Origin of the sequence: Anabaena azotica SJ-1 (assembly GCF_047275885.1) — a bacterium.
In the GTDB taxonomy this organism is placed as follows: Bacteria; Cyanobacteriota; Cyanobacteriia; order Cyanobacteriales; family Nostocaceae; genus Trichormus_B; species Trichormus_B azotica_A.
In genome coordinates, this window is the sequence record NZ_CP178454.1 from 304,828 (window position 1) to 328,740 (window position 23,913).

Below are 23,913 nucleotides of genomic sequence, written 5' to 3' on the forward strand. Positions count from 1 at the left end.
AGGTAATCCATTCTGACTACACTTTCAAAAAATGAATTTAGAAACATATAGATTTAACTATTCCTTAGCAGGTAATCTTCAAAAACCCTTAATTTTGTTTCTACACGGCTTCATGGGTAACATTGAAGAATTTGATGAAGCCATAAAATTATTAGGTGACAATTTTTCCTATCTTACTCTTGATCTACCCGGACACGGTAAAACCCAAGTATTAGGAAATGATGAATATCATCAAATGGAATATATTGCTAAAGGACTAATCAACTTATTAGAAGAATTAAAAATAGAAAAATGCTTTTTAGTTGGTTATTCAATGGGAGGAAGATTAGCTTTATATTTAACCCTACATTTCCCTGAAAAATTTATCAAAGTAGTTTTAGAATCAGCTTCTCCAGGTTTAGAAACAAATTTAGAAAGATTAGCCAGAATTAAAAGTGATAGTCAAATTGCCAAGAAATTAACAAGAATTAGCGAACAAAGTGAGTTTCATATTTTCTTAGATAATTGGTATAATCAACCTATTTTTAGTAATATCCAAAATCATCCCAAATATCAAAAAATGATAGAAAGTAGGTTAGAAAACAAACCTCTAGAATTAGCAAAATCATTACAATTTATGGGTACAGGATACCAGCCTTCCTTGTGGGAAAATATGAAAGAAAGTAAAATACCTTTGCTTTTATTGGTTGGAGAAAATGACGAAAAATTTATCAAAATTAATACATTAATGTCCTACAGATGTAAAATTGCCCAACTAAAAATCATTAGTCAAGTTGGACATAATACACACATCGAAAATACATTGTCATTTGTCCAGAATCTGCATCAATTTATTAGTGTAGGGTGTGGAGTGTGAGGGAGATGGGGAGGATGGGGGAAATATTTTCTTCTTATCCTCCTGAACTCCTGATAGCGAAGCGTGGCGTAAGCCATACTCCTGAACTCCTGATAGCGAAGCGTGGCGTAAGCCATACTCCTGAACCCCTGAACCCCTGACTCCTGAACTCCTGAACTCCTGACTCCTGACTCCTGACTCCTGACTCCTGACTCCTGACTCCTGAACTCCTGTTATTTAGGTTGACTAGCAGCTTTTAATTCTTCAGCCAATACTTTCTGATAAATTTTAGGTAAAAATTGGGTATTAGAATTAGTTTCTATGCCATATCCTAAACTTGTCCAAGTAGGGGAAAGTCGGCGTAAAACTTCATTTAACTGCTTCTGACGCAACAGTTTAGAAATATCGGTTCCCCAAACTTTTGAATCATTTAACCAACGATAAACAACTATATCTTGATACTCCGGTTCAAAACTGTAACTAGACCAAAACATTACCTGAGAGGGATTTGGATGATAGCGGGGTGCAATCTCAGCCCAGGTAGTGTTAATAATTTGATATCTACCCGCAGCCGTAGAACAATTACCTGTATTTGGTCCAACGACAATAGTCACACATATCTGAGGATGACGACTCAGGTCATTTATTTGTTGACCACCATATAACAGAGAATAAGGACGTTTACTATTAGCTTCACTAAACGAAATAGTCCGCATCAAGGCTCGAATATAAGGATCACCTTCCGTCATCACTAAAGGAGGTTGTTTTTGCTCAAACACAGGGTCAGAAGATAAACGCAAATCGCCACCAATATACCACTGTAATAAATATACAAACCCCAAAAGCGCGGCTATCGGGGCTATCAGTTTTTCTACACCTTTGAGTTTAAAAGTCATTAGTCAGTTATCAGTTGTTAATCTTTTCGCTATCACCTGTCACCTGTCACCTGTTACCTACTTCCTGAAACAATTCCTGGAAGCTTTTGGGGGTAGCTTCAGGTTTAGCGACAATTTCCACAATTTTATTGCGTGCAGCAGGTTCAAACAGAGACTCTACACAAACCTGAGCTACTTTTTGCCGGGGGATGCTACCATCAAACAAAGTATCAGCGCCCTGCATTACTATGGCATCAGAGTTATCTTCATTTTTCAGCCCTCCAGGTCGCACAATTGTATAGGTGAGGCCACTTTTTTGGATGTATTCCTCAGCTTGCTTTTTCCACACTAAAATTAACCAAAACAGGTTGAGGGGATGAAAAAACTGAGAAACACATAAGGAAGAAACTAAGATAAAATGGTCAATTTGCTTGCTTTTAGCTGCTTCTACTAAATTTTTTGTACCTTCAAAATCTACTTTATAGGGGGCGGTGGGGTCGAAACTGGGTTTTGCACCAGTGGCGCATATTACCACCGTACTATCACCTAAAGCCGCAGTCAGGCTTTCTGGTTGTAATACATCGCCTATAACTAACTCAACTTCAGGAGACAGAATAGCTTTGGCTGTTTCTGAATCCCTCACTAAAGCACGGACTTTGATATTTCTGGCTACTAACTCTTGTACTATGCGACGACCTGTTTCACCTGTTGCACCTGCTACAAATATTTTCATGATTGACGCTATCCTGGAAAACTAATGTGTACTGATTTCGTTCTTAATTGTAGTGATTCTATGGAGTTGATGACAGTTTATTGATGTTTGTGTAAAATTTGCATTTTTGTGTGAAAAATTTCTCCCTAATTGGGAATTATAAATATAGACAAACTGCCAACTATACAAAAAACGCATTATGGTATCAAATAACTGGGAATTTCAATCCTTGGCAAGAAAAGAATCAGTTTTAATAGTGGATTCAAGTGTTGCAGTAGATGAAACTCATTCAGGGCCAAGTAAATTTTATAGTCATCATCAAGACTGCATGGAAATGTATGCCCCTATTGAAAAGGTGGCTGATTATCTGAATAGTCACTCTTCATGGTTTGCACGGTGTGCTGAACCGATGACTGTACAACCGTTGGGTGATAATGGCTATGCTTTGGTAATTGGTCGGTTTGGTTCTTTTGGTTATGAAGTTGAACCAAAAATTGGTTTGGAATTGTTAGACCCGGAGGAAGGTAAATACCGTATCCGTACAATTCCCATCCCAGATTATCAAGCTCCTGGTTATGATGTGGACTATAATGCGTGCATGGAATTGATAGAAAGTTCGCCTGAGATGACACGGGTAGAATGGGAATTAGATTTGATGGTTGAGCTTCATTTTCCTAAATTTATTAAGCGTTTACCACATTCTTTAATTCAATCTACAGGCGATCGCTTACTTCATCAAATTGTCCGTCAAGTCTCCCGTCGCTTAACCCGCAAAGTCCAAGAAGATTTTCATCAGTCTCTGGGTATTCCCTTTCCTGTTAATTCTAAGAAAAAGCGTTGTTAGTCATAGGAAACAGGGAACAGAAGGCAAAAGGCAAAAGGCAGGAGTCAGGAGTCAGGAGTCAGGAGTCAGGAGTCAGGAGTCAGGAGTCAGAAGAACAAAGAACGAAGAACGAATTAATTTTTACCCTGCTCCTCTGCTCCCCTGCCTCCTGTCTATGCTTTGGTAAGAATTTTAATCACAATTTCTACACCAGAGAAGGCTTGCCAAATAAACAGCCCTAAAATTCCGAAATTTAAGAGAATATGAGTCGCACGCGCCCAGTTTGCTCCTTTTTGCATAAAGGGCGATAAGGACGCAGAAAATGCTATCAAACCTGTCATTCCTAACCCTGCTAACAGGTGGGGTCCTACAAATAATTTACCGTTATTGATGTAAGTAACAGCCATACCTCCAATCGAACCCGCTACCATCAAAGCCAAGAGAATCGACCCAATTTGGTGGTGTTTAATTGTATATTTACCTTTAATCAGTTCTTTCTTTTCTTCACCTTGAGCATTTCTGGTACGCTGTATTTGCAAGCCTAAGTAAGCTGCATACAAGGATAGTGCTAATAATATCCACATGATTGCTGGGTGAAAGAAGTTCAACCCGTATTTCACCGCTGGAGAAAGTTCAAGGCTCATCGTGTGTTCATCCAATTATTAAATCTTAATAAAACTTAGCATACCTTAGTTTTGCAATCAGCACTCTTGCCAAAGTGGTTAAACAATCTCAGACTAAATCTTAAGTGTATCTAAATAAAAACCGCCTCAGCGGGATTAGTTTTATGACTGAAAACAAGGATAATTTATTGCTGAAGGCTGCAAAAAGTGGCGATATCAAAAGGCTGTATGAGCTACTAGCCAGTGGTGCTAATGTGGATGAGTGCGATCGCCATGGTACGACAGCATTAATGTTTGCTGCTAATCTAGGTTATACAGAAATTGTGCGATCGCTCTTAGATTTTGGCGCTAACATCAATCTACCCAGAAAAACCTATCGTTTAACAGCGTTAATGCTGGCAGCTAGTAGCAATCAAATTGATATTATCAAGCTTTTAATATCTAAAGGTGCAGAAATAAATGCCATTAATGAAGATGGCAGCACAGCTTTAATGGCCGCAGCCCAGAAGGGACATCTTGATGCAGTCCAAGTCCTTTTAGCTGCCGGTGCTGATGCCAACATTGCGGATAAAGATGATGACACCGCTTTAAAACTAGCCATTAAGCAAGGCTACTCAGCAGTTGTTAAAGCCATACTACAAAATAGTCAAATTGTCAATATTCCAGATGCAGAAGGTGAGACACCTTTAATGATAGCCGCAGACTTGGGATATTTAGATGTAGTACAAACATTGTTGTCAGCAGGGGCTGATACTAATTTACAAAATCCCGATGGTAACACTGCACTATTAGCAGCCGCAGCCGCAGGACATGGTAATATCGTTGCGGCTTTATTAGATGCAGGTGCGAAAATTAATCACCAAGATAAACAAGGTGAAACCGCCCTCCATTGTGCCGTTGTTGAAGACTACCTTGATGTAGTACAAATTTTAATTCAGCGGGGTGCAGATGTACAAATTAGAAATCATCTTGGTGATACACCCCTACTTGTAGCCGCATTCCAGGGATACAGCGAAATAGTTGCAGCTTTACTGCAAGCTAAAGCAGACATGAACAAGAAAAACTTTGGTGAAGTTGCCCTCACATTGGCAGTATCCCAAGGACATACCCAGACCGTTAAAATATTACTTGACCACGGTGCTAATATCAATGCCTTAGCAGATGATGGAAAAACTGCTTTAGTCAAAGCCATAGCCAGCAACCATCCAGAAGTATTCAAACTGCTGCTAAAAAAAGGGGCAGATGTAAACTTTCAAGATTCAGCAGGCGCAACAGCGTTAATGTGGGCTGCTGCTGAAGGTTATGGTCAAGCTGTGCAAATTTTAGTTGCATCCGGGGCAGATGTAAATTTAAAAAACCAGGGTGGTTATACAGCTTTAATGATTGCTGAATTTAATAACTACCGCACAATTGCCCAGATGTTACGACAAGCTGGAGCGCAGGAGTAATAGAGCAAAACCCCGCCGTAACTGTTGTGCATTTGTTACGACGGAGAGAAAAGAAATTGAAACATCAAGATGAAATGCTCGCGCTACAAGGGTAGAAATAAAGTAAATATGAAGACGTAATTTACCTTTTACCTTTGCTTTGTTTCTCCCTCAATGTTTCCTACTGTGCTAGATGTACTAAATATATCGGTTTTTGTTTTTCAGAAAGTATTAAAGTTATCATTTTGTGTGTATCCAAAAACACAATCCTCAAAAATAAATCATTCTTAAGACTGATTTTTAGGCTACTGATAAGGCTTTTAGGCAATTCTATATAAAATATTAAGTTTTCTCCATATTAACACTGAATGATTTGAATATGCAAGTAGACTTACTAAATTCGCAAGTTTTATGGGTGGGGATTGGGTGTCAAAAGGGAACTTCAGGCAAGTTAGTCAGTGTAGCAATTGAGAAAATTTTGCGAGATACTCAATTTACCTATTCTGCTATAGCCGGTATTGCCACCATCGCATCTAAAGCTTCAGAAATGGGTTTAAGGGAATTTTGCCAGGTACACAATTTCCCCCTCAAAACTTTCACAGCGGAAATTCTCGCTGGTGTCAATGTTCCCAACCCTGCAAAAATCATTGCCCAAATAGTAGGAACACCGAGTGTAGCTGAAGCATCTGCTATTTTGGCAGCTATGGAAATTAGTTCACAAGCGAGGTTATTAGTTCCTAAGCAAATTTTCCGTTTGCCAGAAGAAGCAGGAGTAGTCACAGTAGCTATTGCAGTTACTAGCACAATACCCAATGACCTTCAATCAACTATTCTGAAAAAATAGTTAATGACGCTAGAAACTATCGACAGCACAATAGAACCGAGAAAAGCAGGTATAAAACCTCTAATTTGAAACTCAGAACCTGGAGTAATAGCACTTGCCAACCAAAGAGTTAAGGCGTTGATGACAAATGTGAATAAACCAAAAGTAATGAGAGTGATGGGAAATGCTAATATCTTTAAAATTGGACGGATAAAGGCATTTACCAAACCGATGACAATAGCAGCAATGAGAGCAGCTACAAAAGTTTTGATAATAAATCCTGGTACGATTTTAGCAGTAATTAGTAATGCGATCGCAGTACCAAGCCAAGTTAATAAAAAGTGTTTCATATCATCGGATTTTGAAGTTTAAATTTTGAATTGGGAATTTTTTTCAACGTGCCTGGGGTAGTCGTCTCACAAAAGCCTCCCAAGTACCGCCACCAGCGATGCCATCAGGTTGTAAGCCATAACGTATTTGAGCAGCTTTAACTGCGGCTTCAGTGGTGATACCAAAGTCTCCATCTATACTACCTTTCAGAAAACCTAAATTTTGTAGTAGTTTTTGCAACTTCACGACTTCTGAACCACGATTACCTAAACGCAAAATCGGCCATCCTTCTTTTGTATATTGAATATTAGGATTTTGCTGTTTAAGTGGAGTCGGTTGAAAGGCGGAGTTGTTTGGATTACGGGAAGTTAGATTTGGTTTTGGAGTAATCGGTTTGGGTGCAGATGTATTATTAATTCTGGTAGGAACGGTCAAACTACCAGTTGAGATGGGTGGCACAGGAGATGAAGAGATATTGGTCGCCACTGTTGATACATCAGGAAAAAGTTTTTGCCATGTGATAGTATCTACAACACCATCAGGATTTAAGCCGGCTGCTTGTTTAAATTGGGAAACAGCCCTGGCTGTACCTTCTTGATAAACACCATCTACAGCACCTGTGTAAAAACCCAAAAGTTTCAATGCTGCTTGGAGTTCAGAAACTCGCTCACCTTGACTACCAACTTTGAGGGTAGGACGGTTAATCTTTCCTACTGTGCTAACTTGGGCAATTTTTGCTGGTGCGGCGATCGCTACTATAGCAGAAGTTCCAATCAATATAGATGTCGCGGTATACAACAGGAAGTAATACATAAAAAGTCTCGCTGGTAAACAAAGTACAAAATTTAGTTACAAACTCAAGCACTAAAACAGATTTAATGATAATTAATTATTTTTGTGAATCAAGGTTTTGTAAAACTCCCTGAAAATATTTACCCCATTCTGAGGCTAAAGAAGTTTCTGTAAAAGGTACACGAATTGATTTAGCTGGTTCAGAAAACAAAAATTCTAACTCAATTAAACGCCCTTTTTGGGGTGGATTTTCAAAGGATACTTGTTTTTCATCTACCAAAAACTTCATTTCCTTAACATCGAGTAAAGAAAAAGTTTCTAGTTTAATCGGTCCTTTGGGGGTGGGTTTGCCCCAGGTAACATCATTACCTTTTTGACCTAATACAGCATAGATATCATACTTGGCTCGTTCAAATTGTTCCGCCCAAAGACGATAAGCCTCAAGTTTTTGATATTCCTGAGAACCTTGCCAAGCTAACCAGAAGAATGCCACTAATAAGGGCAACCATAAAAGACCACGTTCCATAATAATTAATAATTCTTAATTCAAGGCTGGGTAATGGGGACTGGGGACTGGGGAATAGAATTTTTTAATTTTTAATTTTTAACTTTTAATTTTGAGTTATGGTAGTGTGCAAACTGACAAAAAGCTTTGATGAGTTGATATGAGAAGACTTATATTATTGTGCTTGTTTGTCATCGGATTGGTTGCTGCCGTGTTCGGTTTCCTGAACGTCCAGGGATTGGCAACCAAAGGTGAATTTGAGACAATTTTGCTAGATTTTCGGGAAGATATTCCAGCATCGGTGATTAATCAGGATTTGCAAGCGATCGCTCAACAATATCATGTTACACCCGGACTGGATAACCAATTCTCAGCGGCTGATCATGTGTATATTATCAAAGGCGATCGCCAACGGCTGCAAGATTTAAGAAAATCTCCCTTTGCTAAAGCCACAGAATTCATCGAACCAAATTACATTTACAGGAAAGTTCCCCAAGGGAAGACTACAGAACTGGGAGAACAGTTCCCACTCCAAAACAATCAAAATCCCCAACCTTCATTAGTTGGCCCCAACGACCAATATTACAGCAAACAGTGGAATCTCCACAAAATTGGCATAGAAGGCGCATGGACTCGCACCAAAGGTAGCGGTATTACAGTTGCAGTCATTGACACAGGTATCACTCAGGTGCGCGACTTAGCTGACACCAAATTTGTTAAAGGCTACGACTTCGTCAACGACACAGAATCAGCCAAAGACGACAACGGACATGGCACCCATGTAGCTGGTACAGTTGCCCAAACCACCAATAATCAATATGGTGTTGCTGGAGTCGCCTACGAAGCCAGTCTCATGCCCTTAAAAGTGTTAAGTGCTGATGGTGCCGGTACAGTCGCCGATATCGCCGAAGCCATCAAATTTGCCGCCGATAAAGGCGCAGATGTGATTAACATGAGTTTAGGTGGTGGTGGTGAAAGTCAACTCATGCAAGATGCCATTGAGTACGCCTACAAAAAAGGTGTAGTTATTATTGCCGCAGCCGGAAATGAAAGTACAGATGGGGCAAGTTATCCAGCCCGTTATCCTCATGTCATTGGCGTTTCTGCATTTGGTCCAGACGGAGAAAAAGCATCCTACTCCAACTTTGGTGCTGGTGTAGATATCTCCGCCCCCGGTGGAAGTGAAACAGGAACAATTCTCCAGGAAACCATTGACGAAAACGGCCAAGGCGTATTTTTGGGACTCCAAGGCACAAGTATGGCCTCTCCCCACGTTGCCGGGGTAGCAGCATTAATTAAAGCATCTGGAGTTACAGAACCTGATCAAATTTTAAAAGTCCTGCAACAGTCAGCCAGAGTTATTCAAGACGATGGTTTAAATTATTACGGTGCTGGACAACTTAACGCCGAAGCAGCCGTCAAACTCGCCAGCGAAGGACAAATTAGTTTTCCCGACTTTTTCCGGTGGTTACGGGATAACGGCTATATTAACCCTGGTTTTTGGATTGATGGCGGTGCGATCGCCCTATTACCTAAAATATTAATGGTAGTAGGTTCCTATCTCCTCGCTTGGTTTCTACGGGTTTACTTCCCCTTCGCATGGAGTTGGTCTTTATCCAGTGGCTTAATATTTGGTAGTTCTGGCTTATTCTTCCTCAAAGGATTTTATATCTTTGACCTTCCCCAGTGGCCTTTCCGAGTTTTGGGCAGTTCTCTACCCGAACTAGGCAATAGTTTACAGGGAACAGGGGCTTTAAATCCTCTTTTTGCCAGTGTCCTAATTCCCATTGCGTTGATAGTATTGCTGCTAGGACATCCTAATTGGAAATGGTTTGCAGTTGGTTCTACCCTTGGTGTCGCAGCCTGTTTAACAGTCAGTGCCATTTATGACCCCGCAGTTTGGGGATTAGGAGACGGTAACTTAGCCCGTATTTTCCTAATAGTTAATGCATTGCTTTGTTACGGACTCGTGCGTTTAGCATTAAAAGACGAACAACAAACAGCTTAAATAATTAGGTAATGGGAAAGATTTTTTCCTATTACCTATTACCAGTCAACCTATTACAAATTCCTAATTATGACTATTACAGTAACAGGAAAAATTGAACGCCGTAATATTGGACTTGGCGCTTGGGCATTTGTTACAGATGAAGGTATTACTTATGAAATTCTCAAAAGCACTGATAAAAACTTACTTAAATCAGGACAAACAGCCAAAATCACAGGAAAAGTGCGTGAAGATGTAATGACAACAGCAATGATAGGTTCTGTTTTAGAAGTTCATTCTTTTGAGGTGCTTGACTAAGTTAATACATAAGTTTCAAAGCCCCCCTTGTTAAGGGGGGTTGGGGGGATCATCTATAATCCTGTCTTTGAATACTCCGCAACTTCGCCGCATCACGCATACCATAATCAGCACGAGTGAAGCGATTTAGCTGCATTTCAAAAAACTCCCGATTTGCCTGTAGATGCTTAGGATTTGGATCATCTAACGGATACAAAAGTGCAGTTCTTAAAGCTTGAATTACCGCAGATGTAACATTATACATTGAACGTTGGAAAGTCACACCCAACTGAATCAACATATCATCTTCACCCCGACAATATTGTTTGTAATAATCAACAAGATATTGAGGAAGAAAATGCAACATATCCTGCATTAATAATGTGGGAGGAATACCCGCAGTTCCTACAGGGAAAACGTCAGCGTAAAGAATGCCATAGTGAAAGTCTTTTTGGTCATCTGGTACTTGTTTTGCTTGGGCATTATATGATTTTGTACCTCTAAATGGTGCGGTGCGGTAAAACACAGCTTCTACATAAGGTAAAGCAGCTTCATATAACCAAGTAAAACCTTTTGATTTGGGGATGATTTCATAACATTCACCATCAACATAAAGATGATGATAAATAGGACGACCGGCAATGGCAAAGATACCATTAATTAAGAAGTTCATGGCATCAGGAACACCTTTAAAACCGCCTTCATCGTAAATATCCGACATTTCAAAAAATACCGGTGCCATCACTTCCCAAAAAAGTCCTAAGTTGGAGTAATAGGACATCATTCGGCACTGTTCCAAAAACATATCAGGAAACAGTTTATAAAGTCCCAACATGGCCGGATTTTTTTTGAAGTAAGCTTTAATTGCTTTATCAGCATTAGCTTTATATTCTTCTGAATCTAAATAGGCATCGAATTGATTAACTGGTGCGTACATTTTGCGATGCCATAACATTGCTTGCATACAAGCTTCGGCAAATTCCATGTTAATTCTGTCATGGAATAAATGATGTAATATTTTTGGCATTTTGGTGGTTTCACCTTTTTCTATAAATGCCAAAAGTTCAGGATGTGCTGTAGCGACACCACGCCAAATTCTTAAATCTGCATCATCACCTGCGTAATGGTTATGCAGGTCTAAATATTCTTGGGGTAAGAAGTATTTAAAGGCGGGAAGGGGATTTAAAAATACTCTTTCGGCAATATAAAGTAAGTCGCGCCAGTAGAAATCCATCGGTACAGCATAAGCTTTATAAATGCCGATGATTTGCATTAAGTTTTCCGGTGTATCTGGCAGCATTGAACCACCAGCTTCTAGACGATGAATTATTTCTGCAAATTCGTGGTTGGACGGTGGTAGCTTGGTTGTTGGTTTATCTGATGTTTGTACCATTTTGATTAAGTTAGGAAGTAGGGCTATTTTGTAAATTTTGTTGTAAATCTTGGCGAATTTTTAAGGCGTGAAAAATGCTTAAAACGTCATGAGTCCACACTGGTAAAATGAAAGTCATTGCTATTTCTTCAATTGTGTGTAAGAAACCAGCAATACAAGTTAGCCATAATGTAATTCCGGCATAGTTAAAACCAAATAAGGAAACGATAGCGATAAATAAAGTAATGCCCCAAAATTTTGCTGAATAGGTGTGATAGCTGGCGGGTTTTCTATATTTAATTAGGTTAACTATCCACCAAATTAATTGGGTAACAACAACGGTGAGTAAGGGTAGATGATATGCCTTTAATACTTCTGGATGTACTAACCAAGCACTGATAAATACACAACTAAATAAACAAACATCTGCCCAACTATCGGCTTGCCTTAATTCGGCTGTACTTACTCCTAGCTTTCTGGCAATGATGCCATCAAAAATATCACCAATAAAGGCAGTTATAAAACCAATTAAAAACCAAATTGTTGTTTTTCCGTCAAGGGCATCCCACAGGAGAAATGGGGCAACTGCAAACCGATAGATAACTAACAGTGCGGGTATGTATTTAAAGTTCATTCTTCCTCCTGGTTTTAATCTCTGAAATAAGGAGTGAGTTGTCAGAATCAAGGGAATTGCCAGAACATTAATAAGCAAGCCAAAATCCTATGTGAAAAGTTTTTTTCTTTGCTTATTCGTTGTCTTTCATCCTGAACTCCTGCAACTCATGTATTTTGAACTCCTTCTTCCATTACTTCAATGCCACTTGTGAGATTACGGTTTTTTCAGGAGTAGGAATAGCCGCTACCATTGCTGTGGTTGTGGTTTCACTCCAACGTACTAACCAGGTGGGTTGTACTCCTAAGAAAATAATGAGGGATGCCAAAATTAAGGCTGGTATTTTTTCAGCCCAGATGACTCTAGGATAATAGGCTAAGTCGTTATTGAGTCTGCCGAAACAGGTACGATTGAGGAGGATGACAAAGTAAACGGCTGTTAAACCGGAAGAGGCTACACACAATAATGTGGGTATGGGGAAGGTGCTAAAACTACCTTGGAAAACGATAAATTCAGCAATAAAACCTGTTAAACCTGGAATACCGGCGCTGGCCATGCCACCAAGAACAAGTAAGGCACTAACGATGGGTAAGCCGCGGATAGGACTCATTAAGCCACTGAGTTTGTCCAGTTCTCTGGTTCCAACTTTTGCTTCTACAATTCCTACGAGGTGGAACAAGATGGCCAAGATAATACCGTGACTGAACATTTGCGCGACTGCACCAACCAAGGCGAGATTGGTACTGGAGGCTGCGGCTAGGAGAATATAGCCCATGTGTCCAATGGAACTATATGCTACCATGCGTTTGATGTCTTTTTGGGCGATCGCTATTACTGATCCATAAATTGCAGTGATAGCACCCCATATCGCTAATGTTGGTGCAACAATACTCCATGTATCGGGAAATAATCCCAACCCAAACCGCAATAGTCCATAGGTTCCTAATTTTGCTAATACTCCACCCAGTAAAATGGCGATGGGTGCAGAGGCTTCAACATAAGCATCAGGTAGCCAAGTATGAAAAGGTATTAAGGGAATCTTGATACCAAAACCTACAATTATTCCTGTTAATAATAACAGTTGCATTCCTGCGGAAATGTTTTGGGTAGAAACTGTATCTAGGGCAAAACTATGAGAACCACTTAACAAAACTATGCCCAGGAATGTAGCTAAAATTAACGCGCCAGAAACAGCCGTATAAATCAAAAATTTCATGCCGGCATAGGCTTTTTTTTCTCCTCCCCAAATGGAAATTAATAAGTAAAAGGGAATTAATTCCAATTCGTAAAACAGGAAGAAAAGAAGTAAGTTTTCTGCCAAGAAAGCACCAGCAACGCCACCACTAACTAATAAAATCATGGAATAAAATAACCGAGGGCGTTCGGTATTTTGACTACTGCTATAAATAGCTATCCAAGTTAAAAGGCTGTTTAATACCAACATTAATATTGATAGCCCATCAACTCCTAGTTGATAACTTAAACCCAAGGTTTCATTCCAAGGTAAATACTCCTGAAATTGCATTCCTGGAGTTTTGAGATCAAATTTGAAAAGAATGAAACCGTTCCACAACAGAACTAAAAATGACAGAGTTAAGGATACTAATCTAATTCTATTTTTAGGAATGATCGTATCTGGCAATAGTCCGATAATAGCAGCGCCAATTATTGGCAACCAAATTAAAACACTGAGCATAATTGGTGATTGGTGATTGGTGATTATTAATGGGTAATTGGTGATTATTTTTCTTAAAATTTACCTTTTACCCATTTAGTTAAATGAATTAACTTACTAAGTTGACTTTACCACTATCTAAATCGTAATAACCGCCTACTATTTTGAGTTTGTTAGACTTGATTAATTCTGCTAGCACTGGTGATGATTTCAAGTTTTCAATTTGCACCAAAATGTTAGCTTTACAGGCGTTTTCTAATTTATCTCCTGGTTGATCTTTAGATTTCTCTACTCCGGGCTTAATTGCCTCTAATAAGCTACCAATTTTTCCTGGTACTTCTTCGCCTTTAAGAGTGGCACTTACAGCACCACATCTTTCATGACCTAGTACAAGAATCACTTTTGCTCCTAATACTAAACTGCCATATTCTAAACTACCGATCTCTTCGGGAGCAGCAATATTGCCAGCCACACGACAGACAAATAAATCACCTAGTCCCTGGTCAAAAACTATTTCGGCAGGTACTCTAGAATCTGCACAACCGAGAATAGAAGCAAAGGGTTTTTGACCTTTGGCAACTTCCTGTAATCGTGAATAACTTTGGTGTCCATAACGGCGTTTTCGGCTGGCAAATCTTTCGTTACCATCCAGTAATGCCTTTAGTGCCTCATCAGGGTCGGTAATATTTTGTGCGGTGGCAACTTCAGGTTTAACTAAGTTTGAACCAACTCCTATAGCTACTCCTGCGCCAATTAAACCTGTACCTAATTGTAGTAAGTTTCTTCTGGAGAGATTTTTGTTGCGCTGTTTGGTGTTCACTAGATTTTTTACAATTAAAACGTCAGTTCTCATTGTAGATTGGGATTACCAATGTAAATCATAGATGTCATAGATGTTTAAAAAACTAAATCTATGAACTGCAAACCCCAGAAAGGCCATGTTACCCAAGCACCTAAAACTCCTACACCTAATAAAACTGTAAAGGCGTAAAATTGGGTTTGTCCATTGGTGCTGTATTTTAAACCTTCACCACCTAATAGGGAGAATAAACCGACAAAGTTAACTATGCCATCTACAACGAATCTATCCACTATATCCGCTAACTTTGCAAGTTGAGCTACTCCAAAAATGATGGTAATTTTGTAAAGTTTAGGTGTGTAAAAATCATAAGCAAGTAAGTCTTGTAAACCCTGCCAAGGCAAGCGGACTGGTTTAGCAATATTGCCTATATAAATTACGCCACCAATACTGCAACCAAAGATACTAGACCAAATTAAAAGCAGTGCTACATCTTTATTTAAGATTGCCCAATTTGGTAATAAAGATAAACTCTGCAACAACAATGGTAGATGTAAAACGAAGCCGAATAATAACATCATTGGTACAACCATCAACCAAATGGCTTCTGGTGAACGTTCACTCATTTGTTTAGGCTTACCAGCAAAAATTAAACCGAATTCTCTGGTTAAACTAAAGGCAGTTAAAGCGTTAACACCAATAACAATTCCTACTAACCAAGGATGTTTTCCCCATAATCCATCAGCTAATTCCATTAATGCCCAAAAACTACCTAGAGGGGGGAATCCAATTAAACCTAATGTTCCGACAATAAATGCTAAACCGGAAATGGGACGACGTGACCATAAACCACCAAGTTGGGTAACATCTTGGGTGATGCTATTCCAAATAATACCACCTGTACTCATGACTAAAAGTGCAGCGGAGATGGCATGAGTGAGGACTAATAATAAGGCTGCGTCATCTTGTTGTGTACCTACGGCAATAAACACCAATCCCATGTAAGCACTGACAGAATAGGATAAACAGCGTTTAATGTCAATTTGTGCGATCGCAATTAATGAACCACCAATAGCTGTGACTGCACCAATGGCCACCATTGTAGAAGAGGCTATGGGGGACAAACTAAACACAGGTTGTAATTTAATCAGCACCCATGCACCACTGGCTACTACCACTGAGTTCCGCAAAATCGTACTGGGAACAGGCCCTTCCATGGCTTCATCTAACCATAGATGTAAGGGGAACTGGGCGCATTTACCCATTGGCCCGGCAATTAACGCTAAACAAACTAAGGTAATAATTGTGGGGTCTACTTTCGCAGTTTGCGCCCATATTGCTAAATCTTGATAGTCCCAAGTTCCTGCTAAAGTCCAAAGTCCCAGAACTCCCATTAGCAAAAACAAGTCACCAACCCGCTTGGTTAAAAACGCATCTCGCGCACCACTCACAACCAGGGGTTGACTAAACCATAAACCTACTAATAGGTAAGTTCCCAGGGTGAGAATTTCCAAGATTACATAACTGAAGAACAGGTTGTTACATAAAGCTAAGGCACATAGACCAGCTTCAAATAATCCTAATAAAGAATAGAAGCGTCCCCACCCCCAATCCATTTCCATATAGCCCACAGCATATACTTGGGCTAGGAAATTTAAACCTGTGATCACAATTAATGCACCTACCGTAATGGCAGATATTTCTATATTAATAGTCAGATTTAAACCAGCGGTGGATAGCCATGGTATTAATACTTCTTTTGCTGGCTTATTCCAAATGGCGGTGAACGCCAAAACGGAATGCAAAAAAGATAATAATGTCATAATTAAATTGACATAACCCGCTGGTCTTGGTCCTGTGCGCCGAATCACTCCTGGCGACCAAGGCAAGGCTAAAATACCACCTAATAAAGCATAGCAAGGGACCAACCAAACGGTCTCTAGCAAGTATTCAAACATGAATTTACCTCTATATTGGTATGAGAAATTACTGACAGAGAATCTGTTTTTTGTTGATCCCTGTAGATTCTAGTTATGAAAAGTAGATTCTAGTGATGAAAATACGGCAAATTTATCTTTGCTTAATATTGTTAGCTATAGCTTACCGTTATTTGCACCAAAAGGGAATTGGTTGATTAGATAAATACACGATATTTCCTCTAATTTATTCTTATAGTTCTATGGATTGGATTATCTAACAATTAATATTGATTAAACTCTATGGTTATAGAAAGGGAGTCAGGAGTTATAGGAGGATAAAAAGTAATTTTCAATGCCCAATACCTAATGCCTAATACCCAAATCTAAAATTATTTGCATAATAGGGGCGGGTTGCATATCGCGATAATCAAGGATTTGGACAATAATGAGATAGGCGATCGCCAAAAGAACAGAAATCGCACCTGTAATAATTGCAACTATTTTTGAACGTTCCATAGTATTTTCTCTGACATCAGTAATGAGATTTTTTCAGTTCTTCTTTCCCCTACACCCCTACAAGTCGCTTATTTTACCATTAATTTTACTAGCCATCAGTTCGGTTGCTTGTTGGACAGACAGCGGTTTATAGAACAGATATCCTTGCACGTCATCACAATGTATCGACCTCAAGAAATTTAGTTCTTCAGGCTTTTCTACTCCCTCAGCAATCAGCCTTAAACCTAAACTCCTGCCTAAGTCAACTATAGCCTTGATGATATGAGCTACTTTATCATCTGTGGTCAGTTCACTAACAAAAGACTTGTCGATTTTTAGATTGTGGAGTGGTAAAACCTGTAGACGGTGGAGAGAAGAATGACCTGTACCAAAATCATCTATGGAAATCAGTACACCCATTGCCTCTAAATCTTTCAGTACACTTGTGGTAAATTCTATATCCTGAATGGCAGTTGTTTCTGTAATTTCTAACTCCAAATATTGCGGATCAAGATCCGTTGCCTCTAAAATTCCTGCTACTGTTTCTACCAGTTTAGGTTGGCGAAACTGCTTGGGAGAAAGGTTGACTGCCACTGTCATGGGTGGGAAACCTGCGTTTTGCCAAACTTTATTCTGAACGCAGGCTTGTTTGAGTACCCATTCACCAATGGGGATAATTAATCCACTAGCTTCTGCTAAAGGAATAAACACGCTAGGAGCAACTATTCCCATTTCTGGGTGATACCAGCGCAATAGAGCTTCCATACCAGTAATTTCTTCTGTAATGATGTTAACCCGTGGCTGATAATACAGGAGAAATTCGTCTCGCTCTAGAGCATGACGTAAGCTTTTATCTAAACTCAAGAGTTCAGGAGTTTTTGTACTCAGGGATTTTCTATAAAACTGGTAGTTATTTCTGCCTTCGTCTTTGGCGTAGTATAACGCGGCATCTGCGTGCTGAATGAGGGTTTCAGCATTAGGACTTTGTTCATTGAGCATAGCTATGCCCAGACTGGCACTTATATACAGTTCGTGTCCGTGCAAATAAAAGGGATTTTCCAAGGCTGCTAAAATTCTCGTAGATGCCTGGATGACTTCTTCGCTATTAGAGATTTGAGGGAGTAAGAGGGTAAATTCATCACCTCCCCAACGAGCAATAACGTCTCCTAATTTCACGGAGTGTCGGATTCTTTGAGCAACGTTTTGTAGTAATTCGTCTCCTAGTGTGTGTCCCAAGGTGTCATTGATAATTTTGAAACGATCTAAATCGAGGAACATGACAGCTAGACCGTTTTGCTCTTGATTTACCAGTGCTTGATCTATTGCTTTGGTAAGTAGATCGTTAAACTGCAAGCGATTGGGCAACCCAGTAAGTAGGTCATGTAGGGCTTGGTAACGAATTTTTTCTTCTACCTGCTGACGCTGACGAGCGCCACTGATAATAGCGGCCATGGTCAATAAACTGGATTTTTCATGGGTTGACCAATGACGCTGAGAGGTACAGTCAGCTAAACCCAGGTAGCCCCAAAAATCATCGTCTAATCGCAGGGGTACAAACAGGATGGACTGAATTTTGTCTCGACTCAGGAGTTGTTTTTCTGTGGTGGGAAACTCTTGGAGGAGTCCGCTAATGGGCTGTCCAATTGATAGATGATTGTACCAACGCTCTAGCCCAGCAGTTTGATAAGACAGATTTTGCCAATGGTGTTGGCATGATGGGATGCCAGTTTTTGTCCATTCAAACTGTAGGCTCATTGCCATGTCCCCTGTGAGGTGATGGGGATGGTTTTGAAAAAGATAGATGCGATCGCTATTCGCCGCTGCGCCAAAGGTAGCAAGTGCTTTTTCTATTGCTATTTCATAGTTCATTTCTGCCAGTAAATAATTGGCAGCTTCAGCCACTCCTTGCAGCAAGCGATCGCGCTGTCGTAATTCTGCTTCTGCTTTCTTTTGCTCAGTAATTTCTCTAATTATAAAAGTTCTAATTAAATCACTCTCTGGTAAATAATGAACAGCTTGTTCAAAAATTTCTCCCTTTACTTCTACCTCTCGCACAAAAGATTTATCCTTTTGATTGGCAACAGCATTCAGCAGTTCTGCCAAAATTGGGTGTTCTTTACCCATTTCCCTGAGTCTGGGAAACTTACGACCCGCTGCTGGATTCAAATAGGTAACATTTCCTTCAGAATCCATCTCGATAATTGGATTGGGTATCAGTTCTGGAAAAGAGGCCAATCGAGTTAAAACAGCATCACCAGACCCTTCAATGCCAGTATCATGAATAATGAGAGTATCAAAAGGATTAGCAGGATTTCCTTGCTCTAAAAGAAACCCAGACAAGTCTCCAGATGAACAAGAAGCCCCAAATGCCTCCTCTGACAAGTTGGAAATAGCATAGTATTTAGCTTGTGCTTGGGGATTGCCAAAAGCAACCGTGTCACCATGCTGGAGGTTATGAGAAAACTGTTTAGTGCCATTAATAAATATGCCATTGGTACTTCTTTTTCCTTTGAAGTCACCATCAATAATCCGAAACCCATATTTATCAGTGTTAGGAACAGTAACACGCAGTAAAATTGCGTGCTGTCTTGATACAGACCGAGAACGGAGAACAATAGCGTTTCTAGTATCTCTCCCTAAAGAGTACGTAGCCTCTAACAGGGGGATAGTTCGCTGTCCTTCTGTATCTCGGACAACCAATAGGTGGCGTATTTTGTCCCGTTCATTTTCTGCCATACCTTGTCCTTGAAATTCTCATATCTGTGATTCTGTTCTGCAACAATATGGCTACTAGGAGTCCGAATTTTCTGATTGTGCCATTTCCAAAAGGTATTCCATGAATTTTTTGGTCATAAGTGTGTATTAACCTGTATACTCTTCCAGAAATTGACCTTCTAGAATGAGCAGACCTTTGGTTGTATGTTCTGTGTAAATTGTTAATGGTAAATAAGAATATAATCTAATTCTTTCTAATTTATATTATTTGAGTCAAAACAAATTATATTTACACACAAAAATATTACATCTAAGTCACCATATATTATACTTAGGTATGATTCCAGAGTATCTACAAAATCGTCTTGTGTCTAGCAAGAACTTGAATTAATCATAGCCAAGTAATATAGCTGATGCCGCACTCCGTAGTTAAAAAGGCAGAATCATTAATTCACATATAGTTACATTTTTATCTTAACTAAAGCATTTATACTTAGTAATTTACTTTAATAATATTTCAGGATTGAGATTTTTTTGACTTCTCCCCCACCCAAAGGTGTGGGGATTCTTAAGCAGCCCAAAAGTGAACTCTTAAAGGTGTAGTCAAAACACCTCTATTAACTCCATCAAGGTTTAAACCCAATATTGCCTTTACTTTGTTTTTAGCCTACTTTCTTATAAAGTCTGAATAAGCGCAACCAGCGCATCCAGATTTTAGCAGGTTGATCAAAAAATGTAAAAATATCGCCAAAACCCAAATTTGTTTTCTGATGGTGTAGCCAATGTTGTTCAGGAGTAGTAATAAATAACATCTGACAACACCAAGTTATGAATTTAGGTGTTTGCCAACCCAAAGCATTGATATGTCTCCACCACACATGAAATTGACCCAACAACAAACCAGAAATTACACCGATAGGAGACAAACTCCACAACAATAAAGCTACCAGTAAGTATGGTAGCGCGCCTAAAATACCATCTAATAGCACCTGATAATTGAATGTTAAAATAGCATAGTGGCGAAAGTCCTTTTTCCAAGAGTGGTGTGTTGTCAGATGAAGGCTACCAAAAACGTGCTGAGGTACATGATAAAAGAAAGTTGAAAGGAAATCGCCTAAAAACAGTAACAACCAAGCAACAACAATAACCTCAAGCATTTGTACTCCTCAAATTTGATGAAAAAATTGCCCAAAGAAAAGAACTCAAACCTTGCAGCAGCAGTCAGCAGTCACCAGTAAAATCCCATTCATGAATGGTGTTTTCACGCCTATTTTGTGCTTGATTTACCTGCAATATCCTGTATATAGAGCAGTTGTAGTTTTGTAAATTTGAATTTCTGAATAGCAGTTAACACCAACTGTGGATTGATAATTAGTTGGTTACTGCTGTTAAAGTGCGGTTGATTATACATCTATTACTCAATAGATATACTGAATTTGTTTTTGATGCTCACAATCTTCTTACTAAGACATACGGCATAAGCAAAGATTGAGTTAACATCAGTACAAATTTAGGTTAAACTTTCCCTTTGAATGTGAAGATTTATCCGTTTTTACAAGTTAGTCCACAAATCAAACCGAATTCCTATATTTGAGGTAATATTCAAATGCCAAAATGGAAATTATTAACAGAATTCACTTTTGATAGCGCCCACTACATCAAAGACTATAACGGTCCTTGTGGGAGGATGCACGGTCACACTTATAGGGTTAAAATTGAAGCAAAATCTTCACAGTTACATTCTTCAGAATACTGTCCTCATCCTGTGATGGTTGCTGATTTTAGAAGCTTACGTTGGGCTAAAAAAGATGTTACTCAAGGCGGTCTAGACCACTGTGTTCTCAATGAAGTTTTACCACCTGAATATGAAACTACTGCGGAGATGATTGCTAAATATATTTATGATGAAACTAAAAAGCGATTACCACAAGATATAAAACTCAAAGTAGCAGTATCAGAAACTCCTAATTCTTGGGCAGAATATGAGGATGATTAATTTTAGATTTTGGATTTTGGATTTCAGTAGAGTATGTCCCACATTTAAATTTCCTCAGCTTTTACTAACGCCAATCTTCGACAGCAAAAACATCAGTTCGATTGTATCCTGGTTCGTTAGGTCTGTGCATAGCCACACCAATAATTTGACTGCGAAAACCACGAGACAGCATTTGCAAATAAGCAGATTCTCTACTGGTATTTACCCCTGCAACTAAACGCAACATTCCTTCAGCTAAAGTTAAACTTTCACATAAGTCCAACAAACAATCAAACCGTTTTTCTGCATTATTTCCTAAACGCACAGTACCAAATTTGACAAAGCAATTATTACTACCTGCTTCTGTACCTGCACCAATATGACAAACTGCAAATCCTACCAAACCAGAATCATCCCATAAAAAAACTGTATCACCTAAATTTTGGGAATTAACTGTTTGAATTTGCTGGGATAAATCCAAACCAGGATAGATAGAATCAGCAAGTTGAATACTAGCTTTGAGACTTTCTATTTGTTCGGTTTCACTCATTTGGGAGTATCGACTATTTTCAGGTAATGGTGCAGCTTGTTCGACTGATTTACCTAAAATTGTTGTCAAAAACCGTAACCGAAAACCAAATTTTTGATATAGTCCATGATGTTTAGGACTTTGTGCAAAAGTATGTATTCCTGCTAATTGAGTGTTCCATTGTTCAAAACAAGAAATAGCAGGTTTAATGAGACGTTGTGCTATTCCTTGATTCCAAAAATCAGGATGAACACTTAACGGACCAAAAGAAGCAAAACTTCCCCACTTAGTCACCAAGTTAGAACCAATTAATTTACCATCAACTTCAGCCGAAAAAGCTGCTTGAGGATTTGTTTTCCAACGATGACGAATGTAATCACAATCTCCAGCAAAATCTGTAGGTTTAGGTAGTCCATTAAAAGTACCAAAGGCTAATCGAAATATGTGATCAGCGGTCGCTAATTCGTTTTCTTGTAATAACTGTATTGAAATATTCATGTTTTTGAATTTTCCTACAAATCCTGATTCAAATATTAACTCAACCGCTGTCTTAACCACAAAGCCAATAAAGGCAAAGCTAACCGATAATCCTGTTCAGCACTGTAAATTAAACCTTTATTTTGTAACCCAGTTAAAGCACCTTGCAAACTTCCACCTCTTGAAAGTCCATGTTTTTGAATATATTCTTTACTTTGCGGTTTATCTGTAGGGTCAACTGCTAAACTTTCTAAAAGATGTATTTGGCTAGATGGGAGTAACATCAATAAAGATTCATAAGTTATAGATAAATCTTTCAGCATTCCTTCTATTACCTGCTGTATTTCCTGCTCGGTTATTAACCCTTGATGATGGGTTAAAGTTAATAAACGACGAATTAATGCCATAGCATCACCAATGTTTCCCTGAACAGCATCTAAGAAAATTTGCAATGCTCTAGAATGAGGATCAAATTTGAGTTTTTCTATATGCAAAATCTCTCTTGCCCACAATGCTAAAACATCTTTAGCTAAAGGAGCTAGTTGAATGGTTTCTATGGGATAGTTATTCTCATCCTGATTGTTGCATGTCTCAGCAATTGTCGCCAGCAAAACGTAACTAACATGAGGATTGGCTTTAACTTCTCGTCTAAAAGTAGATTCCCATAAACTATGACGATCCCAAGAACGAATATGGGGGAAACTCTGCAAAATTAAAACTATTCGCTGTTCTAAATCACTAGCCATAATTTGTAACAGTTCAAGCAAAATTATAAATGCTTGCCACAGCTGTTTTTGATCTAGAGAATGTAATAATTTAAGTTTACTTTCTGCATTAACTATAAAAAACCCATTTGCATTTTGATTAACCCAAGTTTCAATTTTTTTTGCTTCCCAGTTTTGGCTAATTGCTTCTGCTAGTAAGTGCAAAAATCTCTCCCCATCTGTAGCGCGGATACAATCTATATCCAAAACTACGGCACCGACTTCCTGCGCTGCAACTCTCACTAACGTCCGTCTTCCACTTCCAGGTACTCCAGTAATCAGCAAATCACCGTCTTGGGCAAGTATCTCTACAATGCGCTGAAATTCGAGGGAACGTCCAATTAATTGTAAAGAAGTAGACAAATCCAAGTTCACGGGTATCTCGTCTCTGGTTGTGGTTCGCGCTGTTAGAGCAATCATAAATCATTAAGTGTAATTATGATTATCATTGGAATAATTTCGTGTTTTCATGAAAATAGCACTAATAATTCGTGCTATTAATAATTTAACACTTTAGAAAACTGAAGAACAACTTAATATCCAGATCCCCA

23 protein-coding genes are annotated in these 23,913 nt (G+C 39.0%); 7 read left to right on the plus strand and 16 right to left on the minus strand.

Going from position 1 to position 23,913, the window contains the following annotated elements; translation table 11 throughout:
- Positions 1-31: 31 nt before the first annotated feature.
- Complete coding sequence (gene menH, locus ACLLO5_RS01290; protein WP_413173689.1) at positions 32-856, plus strand: 2-succinyl-6-hydroxy-2,4-cyclohexadiene-1-carboxylate synthase; 825 nt, start codon at positions 32-34, stop codon at positions 854-856.
- A 212-nt stretch (positions 857-1,068) separates the two neighbouring features.
- Here menH and ACLLO5_RS01295 read toward each other — a convergent pair whose 3' ends face one another.
- Positions 1,069-1,731: a glycoside hydrolase gene (locus tag ACLLO5_RS01295; protein ID WP_413173690.1), complete on the minus strand. Its 663-nt coding sequence runs from the start codon at positions 1,729-1,731 to the stop codon at positions 1,069-1,071.
- A 46-nt stretch (positions 1,732-1,777) separates the two neighbouring features.
- Positions 1,778-2,443 (minus strand): SDR family oxidoreductase, encoded by a 666-nt coding sequence (locus ACLLO5_RS01300; RefSeq protein WP_413173691.1) that lies wholly within the window; start codon positions 2,441-2,443, stop codon positions 1,778-1,780.
- Positions 2,444-2,621: 178 nt separating this feature from the next.
- Between ACLLO5_RS01300 and ACLLO5_RS01305 the strand changes: the two genes are divergently transcribed.
- Positions 2,622-3,266: a DUF1997 domain-containing protein gene (locus ACLLO5_RS01305; RefSeq protein WP_413173692.1), complete on the plus strand. Its 645-nt coding sequence runs from the start codon at positions 2,622-2,624 to the stop codon at positions 3,264-3,266.
- Between the two features lie 152 nt (positions 3,267-3,418).
- Here the strand turns inward: ACLLO5_RS01305 and ACLLO5_RS01310 are convergent, their stop codons facing one another.
- On the minus strand, positions 3,419-3,889 hold the full coding sequence (locus ACLLO5_RS01310) for a DUF4079 domain-containing protein (protein WP_413173693.1): 471 nt from the start codon (positions 3,887-3,889) through the stop codon (positions 3,419-3,421).
- Positions 3,890-4,032: 143 nt separating this feature from the next.
- Here ACLLO5_RS01310 and ACLLO5_RS01315 point away from each other — a divergent pair, with 143 nt between their 5' ends.
- Complete coding sequence (locus ACLLO5_RS01315) at positions 4,033-5,316, plus strand: ankyrin repeat domain-containing protein (RefSeq protein ID WP_413173694.1); 1,284 nt, start codon at positions 4,033-4,035, stop codon at positions 5,314-5,316.
- Positions 5,317-5,674: 358 nt separating this feature from the next.
- Positions 5,675-6,139 (plus strand): cobalamin biosynthesis protein, encoded by a 465-nt coding sequence (locus tag ACLLO5_RS01320; protein WP_413173695.1) that lies wholly within the window; start codon positions 5,675-5,677, stop codon positions 6,137-6,139.
- Here the strand turns inward: ACLLO5_RS01320 and ACLLO5_RS01325 are convergent.
- From ACLLO5_RS01325 to ACLLO5_RS01335, 3 genes are all read right to left on the minus strand, one after another.
- A complete protein-coding gene (locus ACLLO5_RS01325) occupies positions 6,115-6,468 on the minus strand; it encodes a phage holin family protein (RefSeq protein ID WP_413173696.1) in 354 nt (117 codons plus the stop codon). The genes ACLLO5_RS01320 and ACLLO5_RS01325 overlap by 25 nt on opposite strands.
- A gap of 43 nt (positions 6,469-6,511) precedes the next feature.
- Entirely contained in the window at positions 6,512-7,261 is a 750-nt protein-coding gene (locus ACLLO5_RS01330; RefSeq protein ID WP_413173697.1) for a peptidoglycan-binding domain-containing protein, read from the minus strand.
- Positions 7,262-7,337: 76 nt separating this feature from the next.
- Positions 7,338-7,766: a hypothetical protein gene (locus ACLLO5_RS01335; protein WP_413173698.1), complete on the minus strand. Its 429-nt coding sequence runs from the start codon at positions 7,764-7,766 to the stop codon at positions 7,338-7,340.
- A gap of 139 nt (positions 7,767-7,905) precedes the next feature.
- On the opposite strand from ACLLO5_RS01335, the gene ACLLO5_RS01340 reads away from it, so the two are divergent.
- Both ACLLO5_RS01340 and ACLLO5_RS01345 read left to right on the plus strand, forming a co-directional pair.
- Positions 7,906-9,753, plus strand: coding sequence for a S8 family peptidase (locus ACLLO5_RS01340; protein WP_413173699.1), 1,848 nt, complete (start codon positions 7,906-7,908; stop codon positions 9,751-9,753).
- A gap of 69 nt (positions 9,754-9,822) precedes the next feature.
- Positions 9,823-10,050, plus strand: coding sequence for a hypothetical protein (locus tag ACLLO5_RS01345; protein WP_413173700.1), 228 nt, complete (start codon positions 9,823-9,825; stop codon positions 10,048-10,050).
- Positions 10,051-10,099: 49 nt separating this feature from the next.
- Here ACLLO5_RS01345 and ACLLO5_RS01350 read toward each other — a convergent pair whose 3' ends face one another.
- The 8 genes from ACLLO5_RS01350 to ACLLO5_RS01385 all read right to left on the minus strand — a co-directional run bounded on the left by ACLLO5_RS01350 (position 10,100) and on the right by ACLLO5_RS01385 (position 20,774).
- Positions 10,100-11,422, minus strand: a complete 1,323-nt coding sequence (locus ACLLO5_RS01350; protein ID WP_413173701.1) for a CO2 hydration protein — start codon at positions 11,420-11,422, stop codon at positions 10,100-10,102.
- 10 nt (positions 11,423-11,432) lie between these two features.
- Positions 11,433-12,035 (minus strand): CDP-alcohol phosphatidyltransferase family protein, encoded by a 603-nt coding sequence (locus ACLLO5_RS01355; protein ID WP_413173702.1) that lies wholly within the window; start codon positions 12,033-12,035, stop codon positions 11,433-11,435.
- A gap of 172 nt (positions 12,036-12,207) precedes the next feature.
- Positions 12,208-13,710 carry an NADH-quinone oxidoreductase subunit M gene (locus ACLLO5_RS01360; protein WP_413173703.1) on the minus strand — a complete coding sequence of 501 codons (1,503 nt, stop codon included), beginning with the start codon at positions 13,708-13,710 and terminating at the stop codon, positions 12,208-12,210.
- Between the two features lie 88 nt (positions 13,711-13,798).
- The gene (locus tag ACLLO5_RS01365) at positions 13,799-14,509 is read right to left on the minus strand and encodes a carbonic anhydrase (protein ID WP_413173704.1); all 711 of its coding nucleotides are present in this window, start codon (positions 14,507-14,509) and stop codon (positions 13,799-13,801) included.
- Between the two features lie 77 nt (positions 14,510-14,586).
- Positions 14,587-16,446, minus strand: a complete 1,860-nt coding sequence (locus ACLLO5_RS01370) for an NAD(P)H-quinone oxidoreductase subunit F (protein ID WP_413173705.1) — start codon at positions 16,444-16,446, stop codon at positions 14,587-14,589.
- 324 nt (positions 16,447-16,770) lie between these two features.
- Entirely contained in the window at positions 16,771-16,923 is a 153-nt protein-coding gene (locus ACLLO5_RS01375; protein WP_413173706.1) for a hypothetical protein, read from the minus strand.
- A 57-nt stretch (positions 16,924-16,980) separates the two neighbouring features.
- Positions 16,981-19,638, minus strand: a complete 2,658-nt coding sequence (locus tag ACLLO5_RS01380) for an EAL domain-containing protein (protein WP_413173707.1) — start codon at positions 19,636-19,638, stop codon at positions 16,981-16,983.
- Positions 19,639-20,279: 641 nt separating this feature from the next.
- A complete protein-coding gene (locus ACLLO5_RS01385) occupies positions 20,280-20,774 on the minus strand; it encodes a sterol desaturase family protein (RefSeq protein WP_413173708.1) in 495 nt (164 codons plus the stop codon).
- A 449-nt stretch (positions 20,775-21,223) separates the two neighbouring features.
- Between ACLLO5_RS01385 and ACLLO5_RS01390 the strand changes: the two genes are divergently transcribed.
- On the plus strand, positions 21,224-21,613 hold the full coding sequence (locus ACLLO5_RS01390; protein WP_413173709.1) for a 6-pyruvoyl trahydropterin synthase family protein: 390 nt from the start codon (positions 21,224-21,226) through the stop codon (positions 21,611-21,613).
- Between the two features lie 64 nt (positions 21,614-21,677).
- Here the strand turns inward: ACLLO5_RS01390 and ACLLO5_RS01395 are convergent, their stop codons facing one another.
- Complete coding sequence (locus ACLLO5_RS01395) at positions 21,678-22,619, minus strand: GNAT family N-acetyltransferase (RefSeq protein WP_413173710.1); 942 nt, start codon at positions 22,617-22,619, stop codon at positions 21,678-21,680.
- Between the two features lie 35 nt (positions 22,620-22,654).
- Complete coding sequence (locus tag ACLLO5_RS01400) at positions 22,655-23,782, minus strand: ATP-binding protein (RefSeq protein WP_413173711.1); 1,128 nt, start codon at positions 23,780-23,782, stop codon at positions 22,655-22,657.
- Positions 23,783-23,913 lie beyond the last annotated feature (131 nt).

What these genes read in the sequence shown, in the direction of transcription:
- menH (WP_413173689.1), top strand. Translation starts at nt 32, where the DNA reads ATGAATTTAGAAACATATAGATTTAACTATTCCTTAGCAGGTAATCTT.
- ACLLO5_RS01295 (WP_413173690.1), bottom strand. Translation starts at nt 1,731, where the DNA reads ATGACTTTTAAACTCAAAGGTGTAGAAAAACTGATAGCCCCGATAGCC.
- ACLLO5_RS01300 (WP_413173691.1), bottom strand. Translation starts at nt 2,443, where the DNA reads ATGAAAATATTTGTAGCAGGTGCAACAGGTGAAACAGGTCGTCGCATA.
- ACLLO5_RS01305 (WP_413173692.1), top strand. Translation starts at nt 2,622, where the DNA reads ATGGTATCAAATAACTGGGAATTTCAATCCTTGGCAAGAAAAGAATCA.
- ACLLO5_RS01310 (WP_413173693.1), bottom strand. Translation starts at nt 3,889, where the DNA reads ATGAGCCTTGAACTTTCTCCAGCGGTGAAATACGGGTTGAACTTCTTT.
- ACLLO5_RS01315 (WP_413173694.1), top strand. Translation starts at nt 4,033, where the DNA reads ATGACTGAAAACAAGGATAATTTATTGCTGAAGGCTGCAAAAAGTGGC.
- ACLLO5_RS01320 (WP_413173695.1), top strand. Translation starts at nt 5,675, where the DNA reads ATGCAAGTAGACTTACTAAATTCGCAAGTTTTATGGGTGGGGATTGGG.
- ACLLO5_RS01325 (WP_413173696.1), bottom strand. Translation starts at nt 6,468, where the DNA reads ATGAAACACTTTTTATTAACTTGGCTTGGTACTGCGATCGCATTACTA.
- ACLLO5_RS01330 (WP_413173697.1), bottom strand. Translation starts at nt 7,261, where the DNA reads ATGTATTACTTCCTGTTGTATACCGCGACATCTATATTGATTGGAACT.
- ACLLO5_RS01335 (WP_413173698.1), bottom strand. Translation starts at nt 7,766, where the DNA reads ATGGAACGTGGTCTTTTATGGTTGCCCTTATTAGTGGCATTCTTCTGG.
- ACLLO5_RS01340 (WP_413173699.1), top strand. Translation starts at nt 7,906, where the DNA reads ATGAGAAGACTTATATTATTGTGCTTGTTTGTCATCGGATTGGTTGCT.
- ACLLO5_RS01345 (WP_413173700.1), top strand. Translation starts at nt 9,823, where the DNA reads ATGACTATTACAGTAACAGGAAAAATTGAACGCCGTAATATTGGACTT.
- ACLLO5_RS01350 (WP_413173701.1), bottom strand. Translation starts at nt 11,422, where the DNA reads ATGGTACAAACATCAGATAAACCAACAACCAAGCTACCACCGTCCAAC.
- ACLLO5_RS01355 (WP_413173702.1), bottom strand. Translation starts at nt 12,035, where the DNA reads ATGAACTTTAAATACATACCCGCACTGTTAGTTATCTATCGGTTTGCA.
- ACLLO5_RS01360 (WP_413173703.1), bottom strand. Translation starts at nt 13,710, where the DNA reads ATGCTCAGTGTTTTAATTTGGTTGCCAATAATTGGCGCTGCTATTATC.
- ACLLO5_RS01370 (WP_413173705.1), bottom strand. Translation starts at nt 16,446, where the DNA reads ATGTTTGAATACTTGCTAGAGACCGTTTGGTTGGTCCCTTGCTATGCT.
- ACLLO5_RS01375 (WP_413173706.1), bottom strand. Translation starts at nt 16,923, where the DNA reads ATGGAACGTTCAAAAATAGTTGCAATTATTACAGGTGCGATTTCTGTT.
- ACLLO5_RS01380 (WP_413173707.1), bottom strand. Translation starts at nt 19,638, where the DNA reads ATGGCAGAAAATGAACGGGACAAAATACGCCACCTATTGGTTGTCCGA.
- ACLLO5_RS01385 (WP_413173708.1), bottom strand. Translation starts at nt 20,774, where the DNA reads ATGCTTGAGGTTATTGTTGTTGCTTGGTTGTTACTGTTTTTAGGCGAT.
- ACLLO5_RS01390 (WP_413173709.1), top strand. Translation starts at nt 21,224, where the DNA reads ATGCCAAAATGGAAATTATTAACAGAATTCACTTTTGATAGCGCCCAC.
- ACLLO5_RS01395 (WP_413173710.1), bottom strand. Translation starts at nt 22,619, where the DNA reads ATGAATATTTCAATACAGTTATTACAAGAAAACGAATTAGCGACCGCT.
- ACLLO5_RS01400 (WP_413173711.1), bottom strand. Translation starts at nt 23,782, where the DNA reads ATGATTGCTCTAACAGCGCGAACCACAACCAGAGACGAGATACCCGTG.